This window comes from Nonomuraea aurantiaca (assembly GCF_020215705.1).
Taxonomy (GTDB): Bacteria; Actinomycetota; Actinomycetes; order Streptosporangiales; family Streptosporangiaceae; genus Nonomuraea; species Nonomuraea aurantiaca.
The window spans coordinates 37,825-59,994 of record NZ_JAIWNB010000002.1 but is presented as its reverse complement, the minus strand read 5'-3'; the positions used below and the strand labels follow the sequence as shown (position 1 = coordinate 59,994).

General features: G+C 70.0%; 21 protein-coding genes. 16 read left to right on the top strand and 5 right to left on the bottom strand.

Going from position 1 to position 22,170, the window contains the following annotated elements; all coding sequences use genetic code 11:
• Positions 1–10: 10 nt before the first annotated feature.
• Both LDL49_RS06030 and LDL49_RS06025 read right to left on the bottom strand, forming a co-directional pair.
• A complete protein-coding gene (locus tag LDL49_RS06030; protein ID WP_225289917.1) occupies positions 11–1,060 on the bottom strand; it encodes a Gfo/Idh/MocA family protein in 1,050 nt (349 codons plus the stop codon).
• Positions 1,053–2,315, bottom strand: a complete 1,263-nt coding sequence (locus tag LDL49_RS06025) for an aminotransferase class III-fold pyridoxal phosphate-dependent enzyme (RefSeq protein ID WP_225289916.1) — start codon at positions 2,313–2,315, stop codon at positions 1,053–1,055. The genes LDL49_RS06030 and LDL49_RS06025 overlap by 8 nt, the downstream gene beginning before the upstream one ends.
• Positions 2,316–2,615: 300 nt before the next feature.
• Between LDL49_RS06025 and LDL49_RS06020 the strand changes: the two genes are divergently transcribed.
• The 7 genes from LDL49_RS06020 (at position 2,616) to LDL49_RS05990 (ending at position 9,180) form a co-directional block, all read left to right on the top strand.
• Positions 2,616–3,317, top strand: coding sequence for a phosphoribosylaminoimidazolesuccinocarboxamide synthase (locus LDL49_RS06020; protein ID WP_225289915.1), 702 nt, complete (start codon positions 2,616–2,618; stop codon positions 3,315–3,317).
• Positions 3,304–4,008, top strand: coding sequence for an SDR family oxidoreductase (locus tag LDL49_RS06015; RefSeq protein WP_225289914.1), 705 nt, complete (start codon positions 3,304–3,306; stop codon positions 4,006–4,008). Before LDL49_RS06020 ends, LDL49_RS06015 begins: the two co-directional genes overlap by 14 nt.
• A 34-nt stretch (positions 4,009–4,042) precedes the next feature.
• Positions 4,043–4,933, top strand: coding sequence for an ATP phosphoribosyltransferase (gene hisG / locus LDL49_RS06010; protein ID WP_225289913.1), 891 nt, complete (start codon positions 4,043–4,045; stop codon positions 4,931–4,933).
• Positions 4,927–5,352 carry a hypothetical protein gene (locus LDL49_RS06005; protein WP_225289912.1) on the top strand — a complete coding sequence of 142 codons (426 nt, stop codon included), beginning with the start codon at positions 4,927–4,929 and terminating at the stop codon, positions 5,350–5,352. Before hisG ends, LDL49_RS06005 begins: the two co-directional genes overlap by 7 nt.
• Positions 5,353–5,366: 14 nt before the next feature.
• Positions 5,367–6,605 carry an MFS transporter gene (locus LDL49_RS06000; protein WP_225289911.1) on the top strand — a complete coding sequence of 413 codons (1,239 nt, stop codon included), beginning with the start codon at positions 5,367–5,369 and terminating at the stop codon, positions 6,603–6,605.
• A 29-nt stretch (positions 6,606–6,634) separates the two neighbouring features.
• On the top strand, positions 6,635–8,095 hold the full coding sequence (locus tag LDL49_RS05995; RefSeq protein WP_225289910.1) for a cation:proton antiporter: 1,461 nt from the start codon (positions 6,635–6,637) through the stop codon (positions 8,093–8,095).
• Between the two features lie 92 nt (positions 8,096–8,187).
• On the top strand, positions 8,188–9,180 hold the full coding sequence (locus LDL49_RS05990) for an aldo/keto reductase (protein ID WP_225289909.1): 993 nt from the start codon (positions 8,188–8,190) through the stop codon (positions 9,178–9,180).
• A 51-nt stretch (positions 9,181–9,231) separates the two neighbouring features.
• Here LDL49_RS05990 and LDL49_RS05985 read toward each other — a convergent pair whose 3' ends face one another.
• Entirely contained in the window at positions 9,232–10,740 is a 1,509-nt protein-coding gene (locus LDL49_RS05985) for a DUF1593 domain-containing protein (protein WP_225289908.1), read from the bottom strand.
• Between the two features lie 209 nt (positions 10,741–10,949).
• On the opposite strand from LDL49_RS05985, the gene LDL49_RS05980 reads away from it, so the two are divergent.
• The 9 genes from LDL49_RS05980 (at position 10,950) to LDL49_RS05940 (ending at position 20,855) form a co-directional block, all read left to right on the top strand.
• On the top strand, positions 10,950–11,981 hold the full coding sequence (locus LDL49_RS05980; protein WP_225289907.1) for a sugar phosphate isomerase/epimerase family protein: 1,032 nt from the start codon (positions 10,950–10,952) through the stop codon (positions 11,979–11,981).
• A complete protein-coding gene (locus LDL49_RS05975) occupies positions 11,978–12,886 on the top strand; it encodes a transketolase (RefSeq protein WP_225289906.1) in 909 nt (302 codons plus the stop codon). Before LDL49_RS05980 ends, LDL49_RS05975 begins: the two co-directional genes overlap by 4 nt.
• Positions 12,883–13,836 carry a transketolase family protein gene (locus LDL49_RS05970; RefSeq protein ID WP_225289905.1) on the top strand — a complete coding sequence of 318 codons (954 nt, stop codon included), beginning with the start codon at positions 12,883–12,885 and terminating at the stop codon, positions 13,834–13,836. Before LDL49_RS05975 ends, LDL49_RS05970 begins: the two co-directional genes overlap by 4 nt.
• Complete coding sequence (locus LDL49_RS05965; protein WP_225289904.1) at positions 13,836–15,317, top strand: FGGY-family carbohydrate kinase; 1,482 nt, start codon at positions 13,836–13,838, stop codon at positions 15,315–15,317. The genes LDL49_RS05970 and LDL49_RS05965 overlap by 1 nt, the downstream gene beginning before the upstream one ends.
• On the top strand, positions 15,314–15,964 hold the full coding sequence (locus LDL49_RS05960; protein WP_225289903.1) for a DUF2291 family protein: 651 nt from the start codon (positions 15,314–15,316) through the stop codon (positions 15,962–15,964). Before LDL49_RS05965 ends, LDL49_RS05960 begins: the two co-directional genes overlap by 4 nt.
• The gene (locus LDL49_RS05955) at positions 15,961–17,514 is read left to right on the top strand and encodes a sugar ABC transporter ATP-binding protein (protein ID WP_225289902.1); all 1,554 of its coding nucleotides are present in this window, start codon (positions 15,961–15,963) and stop codon (positions 17,512–17,514) included. The genes LDL49_RS05960 and LDL49_RS05955 overlap by 4 nt, the downstream gene beginning before the upstream one ends.
• A complete protein-coding gene (locus LDL49_RS05950) occupies positions 17,507–18,658 on the top strand; it encodes an ABC transporter permease (RefSeq protein ID WP_225289901.1) in 1,152 nt (383 codons plus the stop codon). The genes LDL49_RS05955 and LDL49_RS05950 overlap by 8 nt, the downstream gene beginning before the upstream one ends.
• Positions 18,659–18,763: 105 nt before the next feature.
• Positions 18,764–19,774 (top strand): D-ribose ABC transporter substrate-binding protein, encoded by a 1,011-nt coding sequence (locus LDL49_RS05945; RefSeq protein WP_225289900.1) that lies wholly within the window; start codon positions 18,764–18,766, stop codon positions 19,772–19,774.
• A 112-nt stretch (positions 19,775–19,886) separates the two neighbouring features.
• On the top strand, positions 19,887–20,855 hold the full coding sequence (locus tag LDL49_RS05940; RefSeq protein ID WP_225289899.1) for a sugar-binding transcriptional regulator: 969 nt from the start codon (positions 19,887–19,889) through the stop codon (positions 20,853–20,855).
• An 89-nt stretch (positions 20,856–20,944) separates the two neighbouring features.
• Here LDL49_RS05940 and LDL49_RS05935 read toward each other — a convergent pair whose 3' ends face one another.
• Positions 20,945–21,214 carry an RICIN domain-containing protein gene (locus LDL49_RS05935; RefSeq protein WP_225289898.1) on the bottom strand — a complete coding sequence of 90 codons (270 nt, stop codon included), beginning with the start codon at positions 21,212–21,214 and terminating at the stop codon, positions 20,945–20,947.
• Positions 21,215–21,309: 95 nt separating this feature from the next.
• Positions 21,310–22,107 (bottom strand): DUF2637 domain-containing protein, encoded by a 798-nt coding sequence (locus LDL49_RS05930; RefSeq protein WP_225289897.1) that lies wholly within the window; start codon positions 22,105–22,107, stop codon positions 21,310–21,312.
• Positions 22,108–22,170: the final 63 nt, after the last annotated feature.

Sequence of the window (22,170 nt, the reverse complement as noted above, 5' to 3'; positions counted from 1 at the left end):
CGACTTCCGCCTACGCCCACGCTCGGACCGGATGCTTCAGCGGGCCGGAGCCGTTCTCCCCTGCCGCGTTCAGCTCCTCCATCGCCCGGTCGCAGAGCACGGACGCCGCCAGGGCGTCGGTGATCGACGGTGCGTCCTTGGCGTGGCCGTTCGTCTGGTGCCCGTCCCGCCTCCCGCGGCAGGCGTCGACGAAGGCCTGGAGCTCTGGTCCGAACCCGCTGCGCGCCCAGCCGTGGTCCAGGTTGCGCGTACTGTGCAGTTCCTGGCCGTGCGGCAGGCCGTCGGACAGTTCGAGCGTCACCCGCTCAAGCGAAGGGGCGCTGTAACGGCTGCCGTCCATGCCCTGCACCGTGACGCCCATCAGGAAGCGCTTGACATGGTTGCCCATGCGCAGCGTCGAGAGTGAGCCGTCGTCGTGGCGCAGGAAGAGGTTCACCTGGAAGCGGTCGGGCGCGCCGGGGATGGCGTGCGCGTCCACCTGGACGACAGGAGAGGGCACGAACCAGCGGGCCAGGTCGAGGGCGTGCACCCCGTTGTGCCGGACCCACGCCTCCAGGGTCGTGTCCACCCCCCACTGCGGAGCGGACGGGTGGCGGCTGTAGAAGTCGATGGTCACCGAGCACGGACGGGACCGGATGTCCGTGCTCAACTCGTGCAGCCGCTGGAGGGTTTCGGCGTAGCGGAAGTTGAAGCCCACCTGAACGTGCCGGCCGCTGCGGCACACCACGCGCTCCAGATCCTGGAGCGCGACGGTGGAGGGCCCGGCCGGCTTCTCGACGAAGCAGTCGATGCCGCGTTCGGCCAGCTGGCGGGTGAGCCGGTAGGAAGGCTCCGGGGGCACGGCGAGCACCGCCGCGTCCACGGTCTCGAGGTCGAGCGCTTCGACGGAATCGGCGCAGACCGCGCCGGGGGCCAGGGCCTGGATCTCGGCGGCCAGCGACAGGTCAGGGTCGACGCAGGCCACGACCTGGTAGCCGCGGATCCGCTGCAGGAACGGGAAGAGGTTCTGCTGCATCTGGCGGCCGCAGCCGACGAGCGCGAGGCGCAGAAGATCAGCCACGGTCGGCTCCCTCCGCCGCGTTCCAGACTTCGAAGGCGCGGCGCGCCCGATCGCGGAAGTCGGTCCAGTCGAGGTCGCGATGGGCCAGGCTCACGAAGGACGGGTGCCCTTCGAGCAGGAGGATGCCGGCGCCGGTGAGAGCGCCGAGCAGCGCCTCACGCCGCTCCTTGTCGCCGAGGAGCGCTTCGTCGTGGTAGACCAGCTCGAACATCCCGCCGCCGAGCACCGGGCGGGCGCCGAGCAGGTGGGCCACCCCCGCCTCCTCGGCGGCCGCGGAGAGCACGGCCGCCACCTCGGTGCCGATGCGGCCGACCTCGGTCCAGCCGTCCGGCGCGTCCTGGGTGGGCTTCTCCAGAATGTCCCTGGTCGCCAGTGCGGCGTAGATGGCGATCATCTCCTTCGAGAACGTGCCGCTGAGCCGGGCCCGCTCCGCGTGGGCGAGCAGGTCGGCGCCGCCCACCAGGATGCTCAGCGGCGCTCCGTTGGCCAGCGCCTTGCCGATCACGATCAGATCCGAGCCGATGGCCTGGTCGTGGTCATAGCCCAGCGCCGAGATCCGGCCTCCGGTCTTGGTCTCGTCGAACACGGTGAGCAGGCCGGCCTCGCGGCACATCGTCACGGCCTGCCGCAGCACGTCCGGCGTGGTGAACGAGGCCAGGTAGGCGTCGAAGACGAAGCAGCCCAACCGGCCCCGGTGCCGCTCCAGAAGCTCGGACAGAGACTCCAGACGCAGATCCACCCAGTTGAGCACGGGCTCGGACTCGCCGATCCCGCGCATCCCGTCGGTGTACCGGAGCTTCTCGCGCAGTGGTGAGTGCAACGGCTCGTGCCACTTCAGGGAGTTGGCGATCTGGGAGTCGTGCCAGCCGACGTAGCCGCTGCGGACGATGCCGAGCCGGCCGGTCCGCATCGCGGCCAGCCGGAAGGCCGCGGTGACCGCCTCCGAGGCGGTCTTGAAGAACGCGCCCCTATCTCCGGGCCGCTCGCCCAGCAGCCGTTCCAGGTATTCCTGGTGGAAGGTGGTGAACCCCGGCATCATGATGCCGTTGGCCAGATAGCCGCCGAGAATTTCGTTGAAGAGGTCGTCCGAGTGGCCGATTATCACTGGCCCATAACCCATGACGAAGTCGATGTACGACACGCCGTTCGCGTCGGAGACCTCGCCTCTCTGGCCTCGCGAGAATAAGAGCTGCTGTCCTTCGGCTCTGAACTTTTTGGTGATCTTCGAGTGAGCGATCCGCTCATATTGCAACAATGATCCTCTCCTTCCTGGCCATACTTAATAAGATCGAATATGCAATTCCAGCGACAATACCTTCGCCCGGCCGGACCCCGTCAAGTACTCCTTTTTCCAGGGTCACCCGATTACCCGGGTTCCCCCCGCGACGAAAAGAAAAGAGATCTCACGGAGCCGATCACGCGCGGTACAGGGGACTCGGCGGCGACATAGCAAGGCCCCGAGCGCGCCGTCAAGTGCTCCTTATTCCAGGGTTGACAAACCGGCCGCCGCATATCAAGTTGTGTGGGCCATTGTCGGCGGTGATGTGGAGGCGACGTGGACCACGCAGCGACCCGGGGCAGCCCGGATATCATCGGGCGCAGTAAGCGCCTGTGGTTACTGCCCGGCGGGCAGTGCCTCGTGCAGATAATCCCCAGCCTGCGCAGTTTCACCTACCAGCGTGACGAAATCGTCGAGCGCACCGGCCCGCTGCGGCTCGCCTTCTACGAAAGGGCCGCGGCCAGGATCGAGGCCGCGGGGGTGCGGTGCGCGTTCAGGGAACGGGTCGGCGAGGACTCCTACCTCGCCGACTACTGCCCCGCGCCCCCCTTCGAAGTGATCGTGAAGAACCGGGCCACCGGATCGACCACCCGGAAGTACCCCGGCCTGTTCGAGGACGGCGCGCCGCTGCCCCGCCCAGTCGTGAAGTTCGACTACCGGATCGACCCCGAGGACCAGCCGATCGGCGAGGACTACCTGAGGGTCCTGGGACTGCCGGTCAAGGAGATGCGCGAACGCGCGCTCGCCGTCAACGAGGTGCTGCGATCATGGCTGCGCCCGCTGGACGTGTGGGACTTCTGCCTCATCTTCGGGCAGGCGGACAACGGCGAGCTGACCGTCATCTCCGAGATCTCCCAGGACTGCATCCGACTGCGGCACGAGGACGGATCCCCCCTGGACAAGGACCTGTTCCGGGACGGCGTCGAAGGAGACGAGATCGTCAACCAGTGGAGTCGCGTCCTCGATGTCATCAAGTGACGCCCGGGTCGCGCTGGTCACCGGCACCAATCGCGGCAGCGGAAAGGCCATCGCCGAGGAACTGCGCGACCGCGGCTACCGCCTGTTCTCCCTGAACCGGTCCTTGGCGAGGGAGGACTGGCTCGGGGAGCTCCCGTGCGATCTGGCCGACCCCGCGCAGATCAGGAGGGCGGTCGGCCAGGTGCTCGACGAGGCTGGCCGGGTCGACGTCTGCGTGTCCAACGCGGTCGAGCGGGTTCTCGACCCGATAGCCGAGTTGACCGAGGCGGACTGGGAGCGGCTGGTCTCGATCAACCTCAGCGCCAGCTTCCACCTGGTCAAGGCCGTCCTGCCCGCGTTGCGGGCCGGCCGTGGCGTCTTCGTCGCGATGGGCAGCCACGCCGGCACCCGCTACTTCGAGGGCGGAGCCGCCTACAGCGCCACCAAGGCCGGGCTGAAGGCGCTGGTCGAGACGCTGTTGCTGGAGGAACGCCGCAACGGGGTCCGGGCCTGCCTCGTCTCTCCAGGAGCCATCGCCAACCTCGACGGCGACGACTCGGCGCACAAGATGAGCACGCGGTCGATCGCCCGCTGCGTGGGCACCATCGTCGATTCCTGGCCGACGGATCTCGTGGTGGGAGAAATAGAGGTACGTCCGGCCGACCTTGCCGAGCCGCCCATCACCGGCATCGACCGTCTTCTGCATGTGTAGCCGCTTGCGCGTGTGGAGTTTCCGAGGAGGAATCATGCTCTCCCTCGTCCTGCCGAAGGGGTCGCTGGAGCGGCGGGCCCTGCAACTCTTCGCGGCCGCGGGGCTGCCCATCCGGCGGCCCTCCGAACGGTCCTACCGTGGGGTGATCGACTACACCGGAGTGGCGCACGTCGCGTTCTACAAGCCGCGCGAGATCCCCTTGGCGGTCGAGAGCGGGACGTTCGACCTCGGGCTGACCGGGGCCGACTGGGTGGAGGAGACCGGGGCCAAGGTCGAGGTGGCGGAGTCCTTCGACTACTCCAGGAACACCGAGCAGCCATGGCGGCTGGTGCTCGCGGCCCCGGCCGACCACCCCGCCACCAGCGTGAGCGATCTGCACGACGGCGTCCGCGTGGCCACCGAATACCCGAACATCGGCCGCCGCTTCTTCCAGGCCGCCGGGCGGCGGGCCGAGGTGGTCGTGTCCTACGGCGCGACGGAAGCCAAGATCCCGGAGCTGGCCGATGTGATGATGGACGTCGTGGAGACGGGCCATTCGCTCCGCCAGAACAACCTGCGGATCATCGAGACCATCCGGACCTGCGGCGCGCAGCTGATCGCCAACCCGGCCGCGTACGCCGAGAAGGGCAAACGCGGCATGATCCAGAACATCGCGCTGCTGCTGCGGGGCGCCTGGGTCGGCCCGTCCCACGTGCTGCTGACGGTCCGGACGCAAGCCGAACGCCTGCCCCAGGTCGTCACCGCGATGCCCGGCCGATCGTGGCGCGCCGGATCGGACCTGGCGGACGAGAACCTGGTCGTGCTCCAGGGAGTGCTGCTGCGCGGAGACGTCCCTGAGACGATCGACGTCCTGCTGTCGGCCGGAGCCGTCGACGTCACCGAATCGGGAATCGGCCTGCTCGCCTCGAACGTGTCGCGATGCTGATCCGTACCACGAGCGACCGGCTCGTCTCCGCGGACGGAGCCGGCTGGCGCGCGTCCTCCGGTCTGCTCGAACTACGTCTGGCCGCCCCCGTCCCCACCGATTCCGTCGTGGCGGTCGCCGGCCGCGTCCTGCTCGCCGTTGACGTGGACCGCCGTTCCCGGGTGCTCGACGTCGACCTCATCGGACTGCCCGCCGAACTGCTGGCTCCGCTGAGCCGGTACGCCGTCCCTCCCCGCCCGGCCGCCGGCAGCGGCCCCATCGCCTTGGACCTGGACGCGGCCTGGTTGTGGATCCATGTCCAGGACGGTCACCGCGTGTCCCGGCATCGCCGGTCCGCCGTCGTACGCTTCTCCTTCGCCGGAGCCGGGCTGGTGGCCGTCCAGGCGCGCTTGACCGCGGCGGCGGATGAACCAGATTGAATCGAAGGAGATCTATGGATCGCCAGCCAACGCCGGGCACCTCGGAGCCGAGGGAGAAATCGCCGCAGCGCTCCCCGTGGGTGCTGATCGCCATCGTCTACCTCGGCGGGGTCGCCGCGGCGATGAGCCTCGGCAAGTTCGCCTCCGTCGGCCCGGCGGTGGCCGGTGAGCTCGGGCTGTCGCTGTCGGAACTGGGCTGGGTGATCTCGGCGGTCGTCGGTGTGGGCGCCGTCGTCGGCCTGCCCGCCGGATACCTGGTCCGGCGCTTCGGCACGGAGCGGTCGCTGATCGCCGGGCTGGTCCTGATGGCGACGGCGAGCGCGGCGAGCGTATGGGCGGGCGGCTTCGGCTGGCTGCTGGCCGCCAGAGGCGTCGAGGGCACCGGATACGTCCTGGTCACCATCGCCTGCCCGGCACTGATCCTCCGTCTGGCCGGCGAGCGGGACCGCGGCACCGCCCTGTCGATCTGGGCCACGTTCGTCGCCGTGGGCATCGGGCTGAGCACCCTGGGGGGCGGCGTACTGGGCTCCGCTCTGGGCTGGCGTGGCTGGATCGGACTGATCGCCGCACTGACGCTGGCGATGGCCCTGGTGGTCTGGGTACGGCTGCCGCGCGGGGCCGACCGGCAGGTGGCGGCCGGACCCGTTCCCAAGGCCGGGGCCCTGAAGTGGCCGGCGGCACTCGCCGTGGCCTTCTGCCTGGGCGCGCTGGTGACCATTCCGGTGATCGTCCTGCTGCCCACGCTCCTCATCGAGGAGTACGGCCGCACGGCCACCGCCGCCGGCGCGGTGACCTCGGCGATCTCCCTGCTCAGCGCGCTCGGCGGATTGGCCGTGGGAGTGCTGCTCCGCCGTGGCACGCCGGTCCGCGTGCTCGCGCTGGTCGGCCTCCTCACCGTCCCGGCGGCCTGGCTCATGTACGGTGGCGCGGCTTCGCTGACGGCGGCGCAGGTCGGCGCGGCGATCATCTCGATGGAGAACGGCTTCCTGGGCGCCCTCGTCTTCGCCGCGCTCCCGATGGTGCTGGAGCGTCTCGACCACGCCGATGTCGGCAACGGCGTCGTCGCTCAGGCGGGCAGCCTCGGATCGTTGCTCGGCCCGCCGATGTTCGGCCTGGTGGTCGCCGGGCCGGGCTTCCAGGCCCTGGTACCGGTCATCGCCATCGGGATGGTCGCCGCCGTCGGCGCGCTGCTGCTGGTCGGCGGGCGGGCGGCCCGGTCATCGACTGAGCCCTTCAAAGCGCAACCCAGGTAGCCATCGCGAACGCCGGAGGGGGCGTCAGCATGCGTGGACAGAGCCCGCTCGAAGACACCGAACAACGCCTCCTGCCCGCCCCGGCCCGGGGTCTGGTGATCGCGCTCACGCTGACCGCCGTGGCCGCCGTGTCGCTCCTGATGGTCTTCGGCTGGGGCGTCCACCCGGTGGAGCGCGTGGTGGTGCCGCCACCGGCTGCGGAGGCGACGCCCATCCAGTCGATCCTGAGGTTGTTCCTTGCCGTGGCGGTCATCGGCGGACTGGCCTCGCTCGGCGGCATCGTGGCCCGTCGTATCGGCCAGCCCTCAGTGGTGGGACAGATCGTGGCCGGGCTGTTGCTGGGGCCGTCCGCGCTGGGCACGCTGGCGCCGGCGGCGACCGAGCTGATCATGCCCGCTGCCGCCACGCAGCACTTGAACCTGCTCGCCCAGGCCGGTCTGGCGATCTTCATCTTCACCGTGGGAACGGAGTTCGACCACACCGCCCTGAGCAGGCAGCGCACCGTCGTGGGCGTCGCCGCCCTGGCGATGGTGGCCGTCCCCTTCGCTCTGGGCACGGTCGCGGCGATCCCGTTCGCCTCGGCGCTCGTCGGGCCGACGGCGGGCAGGACGGAGTTCGTCCTGTTCATCGGTACCGCGCTGAGCGTCACGGCGTTACCCGTGCTGGCCAGGATCCTCCAGGAGGTCGGCCTGACCGGCACCCGGCTGGGCTCGCTGGCCGTCCTGTGCGCCGGCATCGCCGACGTACTGGCGTGGTGTGCGCTCGCCGCGGTGATCGCCCTCGCGCACGCCCGCTCACCTGCGGGCGCGCTGACCACGATGCTGCTCGCCGCCGCCTTGGTCCTCGTCGTGTTTCTCGTGGTCCGCCCCGCGCTCAGGACTCTGGCCGACAGATACGCCGAAACCAGGTTGCCCGCGCCCGCCGGCCTCGTGCTCGTCCTGGGCCTGATCTTCTCCCTGGCGGCGGCGACGGACGCCATCGGCGCGCACGCGATCTTCGGCGCCCTCCTGGCGGGCATCGTGATCCCGCGTAACGCCCGCGTCCTGGGCACGGTCCCCGACCGCCTCGCCTCACTCAACCGCGCGCTGCTGCTGCCGGTGTTCTTCGCCTCGATCGGGCTGCAGGCCGACGTACGCATGGCCTTCGACGACCCGGCAGTGCTGCTGGGCGGGGCGGTCCTGCTCGTGGCCGCGGTCCTCGGCAAACTCGGCACCGCCGCCGTGACCGCCTGGGCCGGCGGCATGCCGGGACGGCTCGCGCTCGGCCTCGGCGTCCTCATGAACGCCCGCGGCGTCACCGAGATCGTCGTGCTCAGCACGGGGCTCAGCATCGGCGTGATCGGGCCGGGCACGTTCACGGTGCTGATGCTCATGGCGCTGATCACCACCGTGATGACGGTGCCCGCGCTGCGCCTGCTGGGGCTGTGCCATCCGGAGCGGACATCGCCCGCCCCGATGCCACGACCAGCCGAGAAGGAGCACCTTGCCTGAGCGTTCCCCCTGCGAGCGCGTCTGACGCATTGACCTCGAGTCGCCTCTAGGGTGCACAATCCCGGCCAACGCTCAATATGGAGGGGATTCCCATGAGATATCGCACGATCGGCAGCGATCCGAAGACCCGTCGTCAGGTCAGTGTGCTGAGTCTTGGCGCGATGCTGTTCGGCACCGCCATCGACGAGGCGACCTCGTACGCCATCCTCGACCGCTACGTCGAGGCCGGCGGCACTTTCCTCGACACCGCCAACAACTACGCCTATTGGGTCAACGGCACGCAGGGGGGTGAAAGCGAGGCGCTGCTCGGCCGCTGGCGACGCAGCCGCGGCATCACGGACGAGATCGTCATCGCCACCAAGCTCGGCGGGCGGCCGAACGTGCCGGCGTCTGCCCTCAGTCATGACCTTGAGGGCTTGTCGGCCCGGGTGATCCGGGAATCCTCGGAGCGAAGCCGGGAACGGCTCGGCGTGGACAAGCTGGATCTCCTGTACGCACACGCCTACCTCGAAGGTTCCACGGTGCCGCTGGAGGAGACGGTCGAGGGTTTCGCCGGCCTGGTCGAGGAAGGCACCGTAGGTCTGCTCGGGGCGAGCAACCACTGGGCGTGGCGACTCGAGCGGGCCCGGGGCCTGGCGGCCGCGGCGGGGCTGCCCGGCTATGAGGTCGTGCAATATCACCACACCTACCTCCGTCAGCGCACCGATCTGCCGACGCTGCGCTCTCAGGACGGCAACCTCGGCGTGGTCGGCGGCGATCTGCTCAGCTACCTGCGCGCCGAGCCCGACCTCGCGCTGGTCGCCTACTCGCCCTTGCTGAGCGGCGGTTACGTACGTGACGACAGGCCGCTCGGCGCCGCGTTCGAGCACGCAGGCACACCTCCGCGTCTCAAGGCGCTGCGGGAAGTGGCCCAGGAGACAGGAGCGACCGTCAACCAGGTGGTGCTCGCCTGGCTCATCGGCGGCGAGATCCCGGTGATCCCGCTGGTCGGCGCTTCCTCGGTCGAGCAGTTGGAGGAGAGCCTGGCCGCGGCGGACCTGGAGTTGACGGCGGAACAGCGAGCGAAACTCGACGCCGCCCACTGACCCGGCATCGCCCGGCGGGCGGAACGGCTCGCCGGGCGATGCCCCGCGTCGTCAGACGACCCGGATGAACAGGCGGTCGTAGCGGGTGAGGGGGAACGTGCCGTCGTCGGTGCCCTGGAGGATGATCGAGATGGTCTGGCCCGGTGCGGCGTCCGCCGGGACGGTGACGGCGGCCCGGCCGTGCCCGCGGTCGGCGATGGTGACGGTGCCGGGGTAGCTGCCTTCTTCCCGGTACTGCCACCAGCGGAGCGTCACCGGGTCCTGTTCAGGATCGGTGGCGAGGCCGGTGAGCGTGACGACCGAGCCGGGCCGGGCCCGGACGGTGTCGTTGCCATGGATGCCGACCGTCGGCGGGTGGTTGCCGTCGCGGTATCTGGGGGTCAGCGTCCACCGCATGCGGGCCGCGAAGTCGTTCTGCGCGGCTCCGGCCCACCGCAGTGTCGTGTAGTTCCTGACGTCGGTGCCGGTGTCGTCCTTCTCCGCGCTCACCATGGTCCACAGGTTCGGCGTGGTGGTCGTCTGGATCGCCCGGCCGCCCCAGCCGCCGAGCAGCGGGTTCTCCGGATCCTGGATACCGGTCTTGAGCAAGGGGTTGAAGGCGACGTTGTCGCCCTCGGAGAGGAAGTCGTACGGCGCCAGCGGCTTGCACCAGCCGCCCGCGGCACGCTCGGGGTCGCCGAAGATGTCGAGTTGGTCGCCGGGCATCGACTGACCGTCCAGCCACGACCGGTAGAGCGAGCCCAGCGGCCCGATCTGGATGTTCTGCTTGATCCATGCGCCGCTGAAGTAGACGCGGTCAGCGGGTAGACCTCGGACGTTGCCCTGCCCGCGCTCGCAGTTGTAGCCCCAGGCGGCATAGCCGGCCGCCATGTTCTCGACGCGGATGCCCGGCCAGACGGGGGCGATGTACTGCGCGTAGGTGTCGTCCTGGAATCCGCTGGCCAGGATCACCGCCTTCTTCGAGACCGCGGCCTTGACGCGAGGCCATTGCCTCGTACCGGCGAAGCGGTCCTCGATCGACTTGAGGGCCCGCGCGATCGTGTTGGTGCCACCCCATGCCTGGAGGTACAGAGGCCGGGCATCGTGGTCAAGCAGCAGGTCGCGGATGAGATCGGAGCCTTCGGTGTCCTTGGCCATCTCGTTCTCGAACTCGATGTTGCCGATCTTGACCTTGGACAGCAGCTCGCCCGGCGTGGGGTAGCGGGGGTCATGCCTGCGCAGATTGGGATAGACCTCGGCGTACGCGCGCAGGGCCTGGTCCTGGATGGTCCGCGTCCCGGTCCATCGCCAGGACGTCTGCGGCGTGGTGTACTCCCGGTCGGGGAGGAAGAACGTCGTGCCCTTGCCGTCTCCCGACCAGTGGAACCTGCCGCTGCTGTAGATGATCCCCTCGGTGTCGACCTCGTTGGTGTAGAGCAGGTAGCGGATGAGCGAGGCGTAGTCGTCCTGCTCCATGTCCGTGGTGACGACCGTTCTGGGCAGGTTCCCCTCCGGGCGGAGGCCGTCGGCCTCGGCCGCTGCGGGGAGCGTGGCGACGGTCATGCCGAGAGCCGCGATCATGCAGGTCAATGCCCGGATACGGCGCCTGCTCCGGGGGGCTGGGAGTCTGGAGGGAGGCACGGCAACTCCTTCTGCGAATACATATTCACCGTTGAGTGGCGAATTGCCTGCGCAGTATTCAGGTTGCCCCCGGATGTCGTCAAGGTTGCCCCCACGTCACCGGCGCTCCCCATTGACACCTGTTTTGATCCTCCCGTAACTTGCTTTGCATGTCTGATCGTGATCGCATAAACATTCACCAACATGACGAGCCGGTCTACGGGGCCGGCATCTGGCACTTCGCCACCTATGTCGACCGGTATGCGACCGATGGCTACGGCGAGCCGAAGACGGTCTTGGACTGCATCAAGCTCGCCGGGGCGGTGGGCGACCTGTCCGTCGTCGACCTCAACTGGCCGTTTCCGCCCGGCGGCATCAGCACCGCCGAGGTGCGGGCGGCGCTCGCCGAGCAGAACCTGCGCGCGATCGCGGTCACGCCCGAGTTCTACACGGGCAAGTTCGCCAAGGGCGGTTTCACCAACCCCGACCCCTCCGTACGCCGGGAGGCCATCGACCTGGTGGCGGCCGCGGCCGAGGTCGGGCGTGAGCTGGGTGTCGACTACATCAAGTTGTGGCCCGGACAGGACGGTTACGACTATCCCTTCCAGGCCGACTACACCGACCTGTGGGACAAGTCGGTCGGCGCGGTCCGCGAGCTCGCGCAGGCGTTCCCCGACTTGAAGTTCGCGATCGAGTACAAGCCGCGCGAGCCACGCAACCGGATGGTCTTCTCCTCCGTCGCGCGCACCCTGCTCGCGATCGAGGACATGGGCGTGGACAACGTCGGCATCCTGCTCGACTTCGGCCACTCCCTGTACGGCGGCGAGACGCCCGCCGAGGCCGCCAAGATGGCGATGAGCCGCGGAAAACTCTTCGCCATCGACGTCAACGACAACTTCCGCGGCTGGGACGACGACATGGTCGTCGGCTCGGTGCACCTGCTGGAGACGTTCGAGTTCTTCTTCGCCCTGCGCGACGCCGGCTGGGAGGGCGTCTGGCAGCTCGACCAGTTCCCGTTCCGCGAGGACTCCGTCGAGGCGGCGCGGGCGGGCATCCGTACCATGCGCGCCTTCCACCACGCCCTGGGCTACCTCGACCGCGACGCGCTCGCCGCGGCCCAGTCGGCGCAGGACGCCCTCGGCGCTCAGCGCATCGCGAAGCGGGCGCTCTACCGGGCACTCGCCGAGAGCGAGTCCGAATGACCGCCGTGAAGACCGCGTCCAGGCCGCTCGAACTGGACGCGCCCGTCGCCGCCGCCTACGTCGAGCGGAGCGCGCTCCTGCGCGCGGCCTCGCCCGCCGAGGCGGCCCCCGAGCTGGCGTCGATCGCCACGCGCATCCGGCGCGACGTCCTCACGACCATCCAGGCGGCCCGGATGGGGCACGTCGGTGGCGACCTGTCGGTGACGGACCTGTTGGTGACCGCCATGTGGGGGACGCTCCGGCTCGACCCGCACGACCCGGCCAACCCCCTGCGCGACCGGTTCGTGCTGAGCAAGGGCCACTGCGCCGCCGCCCTGTACTCGACGCTGGCCTCCTGCGGCTTCTTCCCCCAGGAGCGGCTCACCGAGTACATGGCGCCGCTGTCGCCGCTGAACGGCCACCCCAACCGGGTCAAGGTGCCCGGCGTGGAGACCAACACGGGCCCGCTCGGGCACGGCTTCCCGGTCGCCACCGGCTGCGCCCTCGGCGCCAAGCTGCGCGGCGAGACCTGGCGCACCATCGTCGTCCTCGGCGACGGCGAGATGCAGGAGGGCAGCAACTGGGAGGCGGCCATGACGGCCGCCCACTACGGCCTGGCGAACCTGACGGCCGTGGTCGACCGCAACCGGCTGCAGCAGGGCGCCCGTACCGAGGACACCAAGTCGCTGGAGCCGCTCGACCAGAAGTGGGCGAGCTTCGGCTGGGAGGTGCGCGTCATCGACGGCCACGACCACCAGGCGATCAAGCAGGCGTACGCGCCGTCGTCGACGGGCCGGCCCGTCGCCGTCATCGCCAACACCGTCAAGGGCAAGGGTGTCTCCTTCATGGAAGACCGGGTCGAATGGCACCACAAGGTGCCCACCGACGAGCAGGTCCAGCTCGCGCTCGAGGAGCTGAGCCGATGACCGCCCTCGCCGAGCAGGCGCCCACGTTCGACTGCCGTGTCGACTTCGGCGAGGAGCTGGCCGCTCTGGCCCGCGCCGACGAGCGGATCGTGGCGGTCTGCAATGACTCGGTCGGATCCAGCAACCTGGTCAAATTCCGCGAGGAGTTCCCCGACCGCCTGATCAACGTCGGCATCGCCGAACAGGACCTCGTCGGCGTGTCGGCCGGTCTGGCCAACGCCGGTTTCATCCCCTTCGTGTCCGCCGCTGCGCCGTTCCTCACCGGGCGCGCCCTGGAGCAGATCAAGGCGGACGTGGCCTACAGCGACCGGCACGTGGTGCTGTGCGGGCAGAGCCCGGGCATGGCGTACGGCGAGCTGGGCCCCACCCATCACTCCATCGAGGACCTGTCCTGGATGCGCGCCGTCCCCGGGCTGCGGATCGTCGTCCCGGCCGACCCGTCGCAGACCCGCGACGCCGTCCGCTGGGCTGCGGCGTCCGGCCTTCCCTCCTATATCCGGATCCCCCGCTTCAAGGTCCCCGCGGTGACGCCGGCGGGCGCGCCCTTCGAGGCCGGCCGGGCGACGCGCCTGGCCGAAGGCGACGACGTGACCGTGATCGCGATCGGCACGATGGTCTCGCGGGCCCTCGACGCCGCCGCGCTCCTGCGCGCGCAGGGCCTCACCGCGCGGGTGGTCAACATGACCTTCGTCGAACCGCTGGACGTGGCCGAGGTCGTCGCCGCCGCGGAGCAGACCGGCGCGATCATCACCGCGGAGGAGGGACTGCTGTCCGGCGGTCTGGGCGCCGCCGTGGCCAAGGTCGTCGCGGAGCGTCATCCGGTCCCCGTACGCATGCTGGGCGTCCCGACGTTCGCACCGACGGGAAGCACGTCCTTCCTGCTCGACCACTTCGGCCTGAACGCCGAGGGCATCGTCAAGGCCGCCCGTGAGGCGCTGGGACGGGCCTGATGGAACCGCTTGTCCTCGCCATCGATCAGGGCACCGGCTCCACCAAGGCCCTGCTGGTCGACGCCGCCGGCCAGGTGGTGGCCCGCGCCAGTGCGCCGCTGTCCCAGAGCCACCCGGCGCCGGGGCTGGCGGAGCAGGACGCCGAGGAACTGCTCGGCAGCGTCCGCGACGCCGTCGCCGCCTGCCTGCGGCAGGCCGATCCGCGGGCCGTACGCGGGATCGGGCTGAGCACCCAGCGCGAGTCGGTGGTGCTGTGGGACGCGGCGACCGGCCGGCCGGTCGCGCCGCTGGTCGGCTGGCAGGACCGCCGCGGCGCGGACCGGGCGGCCCAGCTTTTGGATGAAGGGTACGGCGACCTGGTCCGGAGTCGTACCGGGCTCCCGCTGGACCCGATGTTCTCGGCGCTGAAGATGGGCGCCCTGCTCGACCGGCACGACCCGGCGCGCGAGCGTAGCGGGCGCGGGGAGCTGCGCCTGGGCACTGTGGACGCGTGGCTGCTCGACGCGCTCACCGGCGGGTTCGTCACCGAGGTGGGCAACGCCTCCCGCACTCAGCTGCTGAACCTCGCGACCGGCGACTGGGACGACGAACTGCTGGAGATCTTCGGCGTCCCGCGCGCGGCGCTGGGCCGCGTCGTCGCCTCCACCGGCCCCTTCGGCACGGTCCGCGAGCTGGACCTGCTGCCCGCCGGGGTGCCCGTGCTCGCCGTGCTGGGCGATTCGCACGCCGCGCTGTTCGCGCACGCGGGCTGGCGGCCGGGCGTGGTCAAGGTGACCTACGGCACGGGATCGTCGGTGATGACGGTCGCGGAGTCGCCTGGGCTGGGCGGGTCGGGAAGCCCGGTCTGCGACACGATCGCCTGGTCGACCGGGCAGCGGCCGACGTTCGCCAGGGAGGCGAACATCCGCTCCACCGGCCGGACCCTGACTTGGCTGGCGGAGCTGCTCGGCATCTCCGCGGACCAGGTCGTCGACCTGGCGACCGGCTCCGACGCGGGCGACGTCACCCTCGTACCGGCCTTCGGCGGCCTGGGGGCGCCGTGGTGGGACCCCCGGGCGGTGCCGGTGCTGGCCGGGTTCGATCTCGGCACCGGGCGGGAGCAGCTCGCGCGAGCGGCCCTGGAGTCGGTGGCGCACCAGGTCGACGACGTCCTGACCGCCATGCCGGGCCTTCGCCGGATCGTCGCCGACGGCGGCCTGACCCGGAGCACCGCGCTCATGCGGCTACAGGCCGGCCTCAGCGATGTCGAGGTGGCCCGCACCCGGCATCACGAGCTCTCGGCGGGCGGTGCGGCGGACCTGGCCGGTCTCGGACTGGGCCTGTGGACCACCGGCGACCTCGAACGGCGGGCGGACGCCGACGTGGAGATCTTCACCCCTGACTGGAGCGCGGATCACCGCAGGGCGGCCGCGGCGAGATGGCACCAGCGCCTCACGGTCGCCCGCGACCTCGGCGCACGCGCGAACGGAAGTACGTCATGACAGCAGTGCAGAACAGGCGGCCCGGCCGCATCACGCTGGGCCGCGGCAGCCTGATCGCGCTCGTGCTCGTGATCATCGCGATCATCGCCGGTACGACGTACCGCTCGGACACCGCGCCGCGCGCCGGCGAGCAGGCGAAGTTCGACCCGGCCCGCTACGGCGCCGCGACCTACGGGCCGAAGGTCGTCCCGGTGATCAAGGGCAAGGCCGTCGACATCGTCACCCTGAGCAAGGCGATCGCCGACGACACCGACGCGGCCGGCCAGAAGTACGGCCACCGCGCCGGCACCGGGCCCTACAGCTACGCCGTCACGCTGACCGGCACCGCCGACGCGGCGAAGAGCGGCCTGCTGCCGGTCGAGGTGCCCGGCATCGGCAAGACCAGGGTCCAGGTCCAGATCGGCCCGGCCATCAACGGCACGGCGCTGCGCGACGCCGTCGGTTTCATCACGTTCGGCCAGTTCGTCAACCAGGTCGACTACGCCGACGCGGGCACCGCCCTGAACAACGAGGTCAAGGCGAAGGTGCTGTCGTCGCTCGACGTACCGTCGCTCGACGGCAAGAAGATCACCGTGGTCGGCGCGATGTCGCCGCTGACCGCCGACGTGCTGACCATCACCCCGATCTCCGTCGAGGCGGCGTCGTGACGGCGGCGCGGGACACCGCCACGACGCCGGTGCTGCGGGCGATCGACGTCACCAAGGTGTACGGCGGGACGCAGGCGCTCAAGGGCGTCTCGCTCGACATCGTCCCGGGGCGCGTGATGGTGCTGTTCGGCGAGAACGGCGCCGGCAAGTCGACGCTGATGAAGATCCTCAGCGCGGTCGAGTCGCCCACCACCGGCCAGGTGGAGCTCGACGGGAGGGTCGTCGAGTTCGGCAGCGCCCGGGACGCGGCCGATCGCGGCATCTCGATCATCCATCAGGAACTCAGCCTGTGCTCGAACCTGAGCATCCAGGACAACCTGTTCCTCGGGCGGGAGCGGACCCGCGGCGGCGTCCTCGTCGACCGCGCGGCCGAGCGGTCGGCGGCGGCCACCGTGCTCCGCCGTCTGGACGGGGCGCTGAACCCCGATCTGATGGTCGGCGACCTGCGGCTGGGCCAGCAGCAACTCGTCGAGATCGCCCGCGCGCTGCTGCAGGACGCCCGGATCCTGATCATGGACGAGCCGACGTCGGCGCTGAGCGCCCCGGAGGTGGCGGTCCTCTTCCAGGTCATCCGCGAGCTCACGGCCGAAGGCGTGGCGATCGTCTACATCTCCCACCACCTGGAGGAGGCGCTGGACATCGCCGACGACGTGGCCGTGCTCCGCGACGGCTCCATGGTCGCCACGGCCGCCGCCGCCGACGTCGACCTCGCCTGGGTCGTACGCAAGATGGTCGGCCGCGACCAGGACGACCTCTTCCCGGCCCGCGAGCCCAAGCTCGGGCCGGTGGCGCTCGAGATCGTCGAGCTGTCGGTCGCCGACCCCACCAACCCCGACCGCCTGGCCGTCGACGGCGTCTCGCTCACCGTCCGCGCCGGCGAGACGGTCGGCATCTACGGGCTCATGGGCAGTGGCCGTACCGAACTCCTGGAATGCCTGGCCGGCCGCCTGCACGCCGACTCAGGAGAGATCCGCCTGTACGGCGAGCCGGTCGTGGGCACCGTACGACGCCGTATCCAGACCGGGCTGACCCTGGTCCCCGAGGACCGCCAGCGCGACGGGCTGGTCCAGACGATGAGCGTGGGCCAGAACCTGTCCCTGGCCGCGCTGACCGGTTTCGTGCGCCGCCTCTTCGTCAACCGCGCGAAGGAACGCGCCGCCGTCCAGACGATGATCACCGATGTCACCGTCAAGACCAGCGGCCCCGACGCCCCGATCGGCTCGCTGAGCGGCGGCAACCAGCAGAAGGTCGTCATCGGCAAGGCGCTGATGACCGGCCCCCGCGTGCTGCTGCTCGACGAACCGTCCCGCGGCGTCGACGTCGCCGCCAAGGCCGACGTCTTCGAACTGATGGCGCGGCAGGCCGAACGCGGCCTGGCGGTGCTGTTCACCACATCTGAGACCGAAGAGGCGCTGCACATCCCCGACCGCCTGCTCGTACTGGTCCGCGGCAGGCTGATCGCCGACCTCCGGGCCGGCGAGATCACCCGCGACCAGCTGATGAGCCTGGCCGACAGCGCCGACACCACCGAAGAGGTTAGCCATGGCTGACACCCTGACCACCGACCACGCAGCCGTGCTGCGGCAACGCCGCCGGGCGGCGGCGGAGGCCCGCCGCCTGAAGACGCTCAATTCGATCTTCGAGCTACGTGCGTTCATCGCGCTCGGTGTCCTGATCATCGTCTTCGCCCTGCTGTCCGACTCCTTCCTCACCGTCGACAACCTGATCACGATGATCAAGCACGTGGCCATTAACGCCGTCCTGGCGCTCGGCATGCTGCTGGTGATCCTCAAGGGCGGCATCGACCTGTCGGTCGGCTCCATCGTCGGGCTGTCGGGCGTGATCGCCGGCGAACTGCTCCAAGGCGTGCACCTGAGCCTGTTCGGTGTCATCGCCTACCCGCCGGTGTGGGCGGTGGTCATCCTGTGCATCGCGGCCGGCACCGTGATGGGCAGCATCAACGGCCTCCTCATCACCAGGCTGAACGTCGCGCCCTTCATCGCGACCCTGGGCATGCTGTACGTCGCGCGCGGCGCCGCTCTCCTGATCTCCGGCGGCACCACCTATCCCAAGCTGGGCGGCGACCCCAGCACCCACAACACCGGCTTCGACTGGATCGGCGGTGGCCGGCCGCTCGGCCTTCCGGTGGCGATCTGGATCATGATCATTCTCGCCGTCGTCGTCGCCGTACTCCTCCGCTCGACGCCCTTCGGCCGCTGGCTCTACGCCACGGGCGGCAACGAGCGGGCCACCGAACTCACCGGCGTCCCCGTGCAGCGCGTCAAGGTGATCGTCTACATGATCTCCGGAGCCTGCGCCGCGATGTCCGGCCTCATCATCGCCTCAGAGCTCACCTCCGCCGCGCCGCAGGCGGGTGACAGCTTCGAGCTCAACGCCATCGCGGCCGTCGTCATCGGCGGCGCCGCCCTGTCCGGCGGCCGCGGGAACGTGCGCGGCACTCTCGTCGGCGCCCTGGTCATCGGCTTCCTCGCCGACGGCCTGGTCATCGTCGGCGTCTCGACGTTCTGGCAGATCTTCATCAAGGGCACCGTGATCATCATCGCGGTCATCCTCGACCAGACCCAGCAGCGCTTCCAGCGCCGCGGCGCCGCCGCCTCGGCGGTCGCGGTCGCGACGGCCGACGAGCCGGAGACCGCCGGCGAACCGGCGGCCACCGGCACCCCCGCCCGCTGACCCTCATCCCGCCCTACTCCCGAACTCTCCCAACCGGAACGGTTCCAGAGCCGGTCCCACCCCCCATCCCGCGTCCACGCCGGCGCGTCTTCCAGGAGGTAAACCATGTCCCACCCCAGCCGTCGCCTGGTCGTCCAGGCCGCGGCGGCCCTGACCACAGGGCTGCTGACGCTGACCGCATGCGGATCGTCCGGCGCACCCGCGGACTCGAAACCGTCGAGCGCCTCCTCGTCGTCGAGCGCCTCCGCGCCCAAGAGCAACCTGATCGCGATCATCACCCCCTCGCCGGACAACCCGTTCTTCAAGGCCGAGGCGGACGCGGCCAAGAAGAAGGCCGAGTCTCTCGGCTACCAGACCTCGGTGGACTCCCACGACGACGACCCGAACAAGCAGAGCGAGCTGATCGACTCGGCCATCTCGCGCAAGGCGGCGGCGATCATCCTCGACAACGCCGGCGCCGACGCCTCCATCGGCCCCGTCCAGAAGGCCACGACCGCCGGGGTCCCGGTCTTCCTGATCGACCGGGAGATCAACCAGACCGGCATCGCCAAGGCCCAGATCGTCTCCAACAACTCCCAGGGAGCCCAGCTCGCCGCCCAGGAGTTCGTGAAGGGTATGAAGGAGAAGGGCAACTACGTCGAGCTCACGGGCAAGGAATCCGACACCAACGCCGGCGTGCGCTCCAAGGGCTTCGGCGACGTCATCTCGCAGTACCCGGACCTGAAGCGGGTCGCCCAGCAGACCGCGAACTGGGACCAGCAGGAGGCTTTCAGCAAGATGGAGACCATCCTCCAGCGCAACCCGGACATCCAAGGCGTGATCGCCGGCAACGACACGATGGCACTCGGCGCCGTGGCGGCGTTGAAGTCCGCCAAGAAGACCGGCGTCATCGTCGTCGGCTTCGACGGGAGCCCGGACGCCATCGCGCAGATCAAGGCCGGAACCATGCTCGCGACGGCCCTGCAGCCGGCCGCGCTCGGCGCCACGACGGCGGTCGAGCAGGCCGACAAGTTCGTCAAGACCGGCGCGACCGGGCAGCCGGAGAAGCAGTCGATCGACTGCGAGATCATTACGAAGGACAACGCCGACCAGTACGGCGTCTTCGCGAAACTCTGAGGCGCCGGCGGCTAGGGGCGACGACATCGCCTCTAGCCACTCCAACGTCTAGCATGCAGACCGGACGCTCCGGGCGACGCGCTCACCGGAGCGAGAAAGGACGGGGACTCACGTGGTGATCGCTTCGACTCCCAGCCCCGACCACATGCGGCTGCTGGTCAAGGTGGCCCGCATGTACCACGAGCGCGGGCTTCGCCAGCCAGAGATCGCCGCCCATCTCAACATGTCGCAGCCGCGCGTCTCGCGCCTCCTCAAAGAGGCGGCCGACCGCGCTGTGGTCCGTACCGTGGTCGTCTCCCCCGACGGCGTGCACGCCGAGCTCGAGGAAGCCCTCGTCGAGCAGTACGGGCTGCGCGACGCCGTCGTCGTCGAGACCGAGGGCGTGGGACCTGACGTCATCCCGGCGCTCGCCGCCGCGACGGCCACCTACCTCGACGCCACGCTCAAAGGCGGCGACGTCATCGGCATCTCCTCCTGGAGCGCGACGCTCCTGGAGGCGATCAACGTCATGCGGGCCAAGACGACCCCCGTCGCGGAAGAGGTCGTCCAGATAGTCGGCGGATCGGGCAGCCCCGAAGTGCAACTACACGCGACCCGACTCACCAGCCGCCTCGCCGAGCTGACCGGAGCGCGCCCCGTCTTCGCGCCGTCGGCCGCGCTCGTCCACAGCCGCGAACTGCGCGACATGCTGTCGAAGGAGCCCGCCGTCGCCGAGGTCATGAAGTCGTGGTCACGGCTCACGCTGGCCCTCCTCGGCATCGGCACCCTGGAACCCTCCCCGCTGCTGCGCCGCTCCGGCAACGCCATCGCCCCCGAGGACCAGCGCCAGCTCCAGGAGCTCGGCGCCGTGGGAGACGTCTGCACCCGATACTTCGACGCCGACGGGCGAGCCGTCGAAGCCGACTTCGACGACCGCATCATCGGCATCGCCCCCGACCAGTTGCGCGCTGTGGAGCGCCGCATCGGGGTGGCGGGCGGCGCGGCCAAGCTCGCCGCGATCCGGGGAGCGGTACGGGGGCGCTGGATCAACATCCTCATCACGGACGTCGAGGTGGCCCGGGCCCTGCTGGGCCGCGCGTAGACCCGCGAGCACGTGTCTCCTGTCAGCCGGTAGCGCCCAGGACCTCCTGCTGGGGTGGCCCTGAGCGCTTCCGGCTGCGAAGAACTCGATCAGGAAGCGAATCCGAAGGCCGCAGGAGAATCAGGCAGGCCCCACTGCTGGTCGGGGCGGAGGTGGCAGTCCCAGATCACGAGCGGGGTGCCATTGGCCGTGCTGCCGTTGTTCGCCAGACCGACACACTTGGCGGTGCCGGCGGCGTTGCTGCGCAAAGCGGTCGAGGAAAGAGAGCTCGCCTGGGCGGCGGCCGGGAACCCGAGGGCCATGGCGAACATGACCAGGACGGTCAACACGCGGCGCTGGAAGCCGGTCTGGTGGCGCATGTGTTCTCCTTTACGAACGGTGACGGTTCTCCTCTCTAAGGGCGTTCCATGGCTGTTCCACGAAGAGTTCGCATGCTGTCCGGGCCGGTTCGGCGTTATGCGGAGCGGCCGTGGCCGTTGAGTGCTTCGCGGCGGTATTTGCGCCCGGTGGTCTCGTGCACTCCGAGCGTACGGGCGAGCGCGGCCCCGGTCATGTGGGGATCCTGGGCGAGCAAGGCCGCCACCTGCGCTCGCCGGTCGCTGTCCGCGCGGGTTTCGCCCGCCGATGCGTCTTGGCCTGCCCGTGTGGCAGCCGGTTCGGGCTCGGCGGGCGCTGACCGGCGCTCGCCTGTTTCCTGCGTCGGTTCGCCAGGGTCGATCTGCGGCGTGGCGTCCACCACTTGTCCGGTCTGCGGCACCCGCGGCGCCTGGTCTGAGAGGACGGTCACGGGTGCGGGCGCTCGCTCGGGCTGCCCCGCGTCGTACGCGCGATCAGCGATTTCGCGACCCGAGCGGACCACCCACATGATCAGCTCGTAGGAGATCACCAACGCGATCGCCGGCCACGCGGCCAGCGCCGCGGCCAGGGGTCCCCGCTCGATCCCGTGCAAGATGTTCGCCGCCAGTGTCGCGGCGACTCCCAGCGCCAGCGCCCAGCGGGCCAGTGACGGCACCGGCAGGCGGTAGCGGGCACACCACAGCAGCACCATCGACGACGCGTAGATCATGCCGTCCACGGTCGCCGGGACCAGATGCGCCGACACCTCGTCCTCGGCACCGTACTTCTCGATCACCGCCACCGCATGCCAGTACGACACCCACGCGGCCACCGCCGCGACCGCCAGCACCACGACCGTCATCGACACACGGATCAGCCGATCCCCGCCCCGAGGCACCTGCTTGACCGCATTCACACCAGAAATGGTCCCATGACCGATGTATCACCATGTGCACATCAGTCACTTCTGTCTCAGGCA

Excerpts from the sequence above, each read along its gene's own strand:
- LDL49_RS06005 (WP_225289912.1), top strand. The coding sequence starts at position 4,927 with ATGCTGATCCGTACCACGAGCGACCGGCTCGTCTCCGCGGACGGAGCC.
- LDL49_RS06000 (WP_225289911.1), top strand. The coding sequence starts at position 5,367 with ATGGATCGCCAGCCAACGCCGGGCACCTCGGAGCCGAGGGAGAAATCG.
- LDL49_RS05945 (WP_225289900.1), top strand. The coding sequence starts at position 18,764 with ATGTCCCACCCCAGCCGTCGCCTGGTCGTCCAGGCCGCGGCGGCCCTG.
- LDL49_RS05965 (WP_225289904.1), top strand. The coding sequence starts at position 13,836 with ATGGAACCGCTTGTCCTCGCCATCGATCAGGGCACCGGCTCCACCAAG.
- LDL49_RS05990 (WP_225289909.1), top strand. The coding sequence starts at position 8,188 with ATGAGATATCGCACGATCGGCAGCGATCCGAAGACCCGTCGTCAGGTC.
- LDL49_RS05935 (WP_225289898.1), bottom strand. The coding sequence starts at position 21,214 with ATGCGCCACCAGACCGGCTTCCAGCGCCGCGTGTTGACCGTCCTGGTC.
- hisG (WP_225289913.1), top strand. The coding sequence starts at position 4,043 with ATGCTCTCCCTCGTCCTGCCGAAGGGGTCGCTGGAGCGGCGGGCCCTG.
- LDL49_RS05995 (WP_225289910.1), top strand. The coding sequence starts at position 6,635 with ATGCGTGGACAGAGCCCGCTCGAAGACACCGAACAACGCCTCCTGCCC.
- LDL49_RS05950 (WP_225289901.1), top strand. The coding sequence starts at position 17,507 with ATGGCTGACACCCTGACCACCGACCACGCAGCCGTGCTGCGGCAACGC.
- LDL49_RS05980 (WP_225289907.1), top strand. The coding sequence starts at position 10,950 with ATGTCTGATCGTGATCGCATAAACATTCACCAACATGACGAGCCGGTC.
- LDL49_RS06015 (WP_225289914.1), top strand. The coding sequence starts at position 3,304 with ATGTCATCAAGTGACGCCCGGGTCGCGCTGGTCACCGGCACCAATCGC.
- LDL49_RS05975 (WP_225289906.1), top strand. The coding sequence starts at position 11,978 with ATGACCGCCGTGAAGACCGCGTCCAGGCCGCTCGAACTGGACGCGCCC.
- LDL49_RS05985 (WP_225289908.1), bottom strand. The coding sequence starts at position 10,740 with ATGATCGCGGCTCTCGGCATGACCGTCGCCACGCTCCCCGCAGCGGCC.
- LDL49_RS05960 (WP_225289903.1), top strand. The coding sequence starts at position 15,314 with ATGACAGCAGTGCAGAACAGGCGGCCCGGCCGCATCACGCTGGGCCGC.
- LDL49_RS05970 (WP_225289905.1), top strand. The coding sequence starts at position 12,883 with ATGACCGCCCTCGCCGAGCAGGCGCCCACGTTCGACTGCCGTGTCGAC.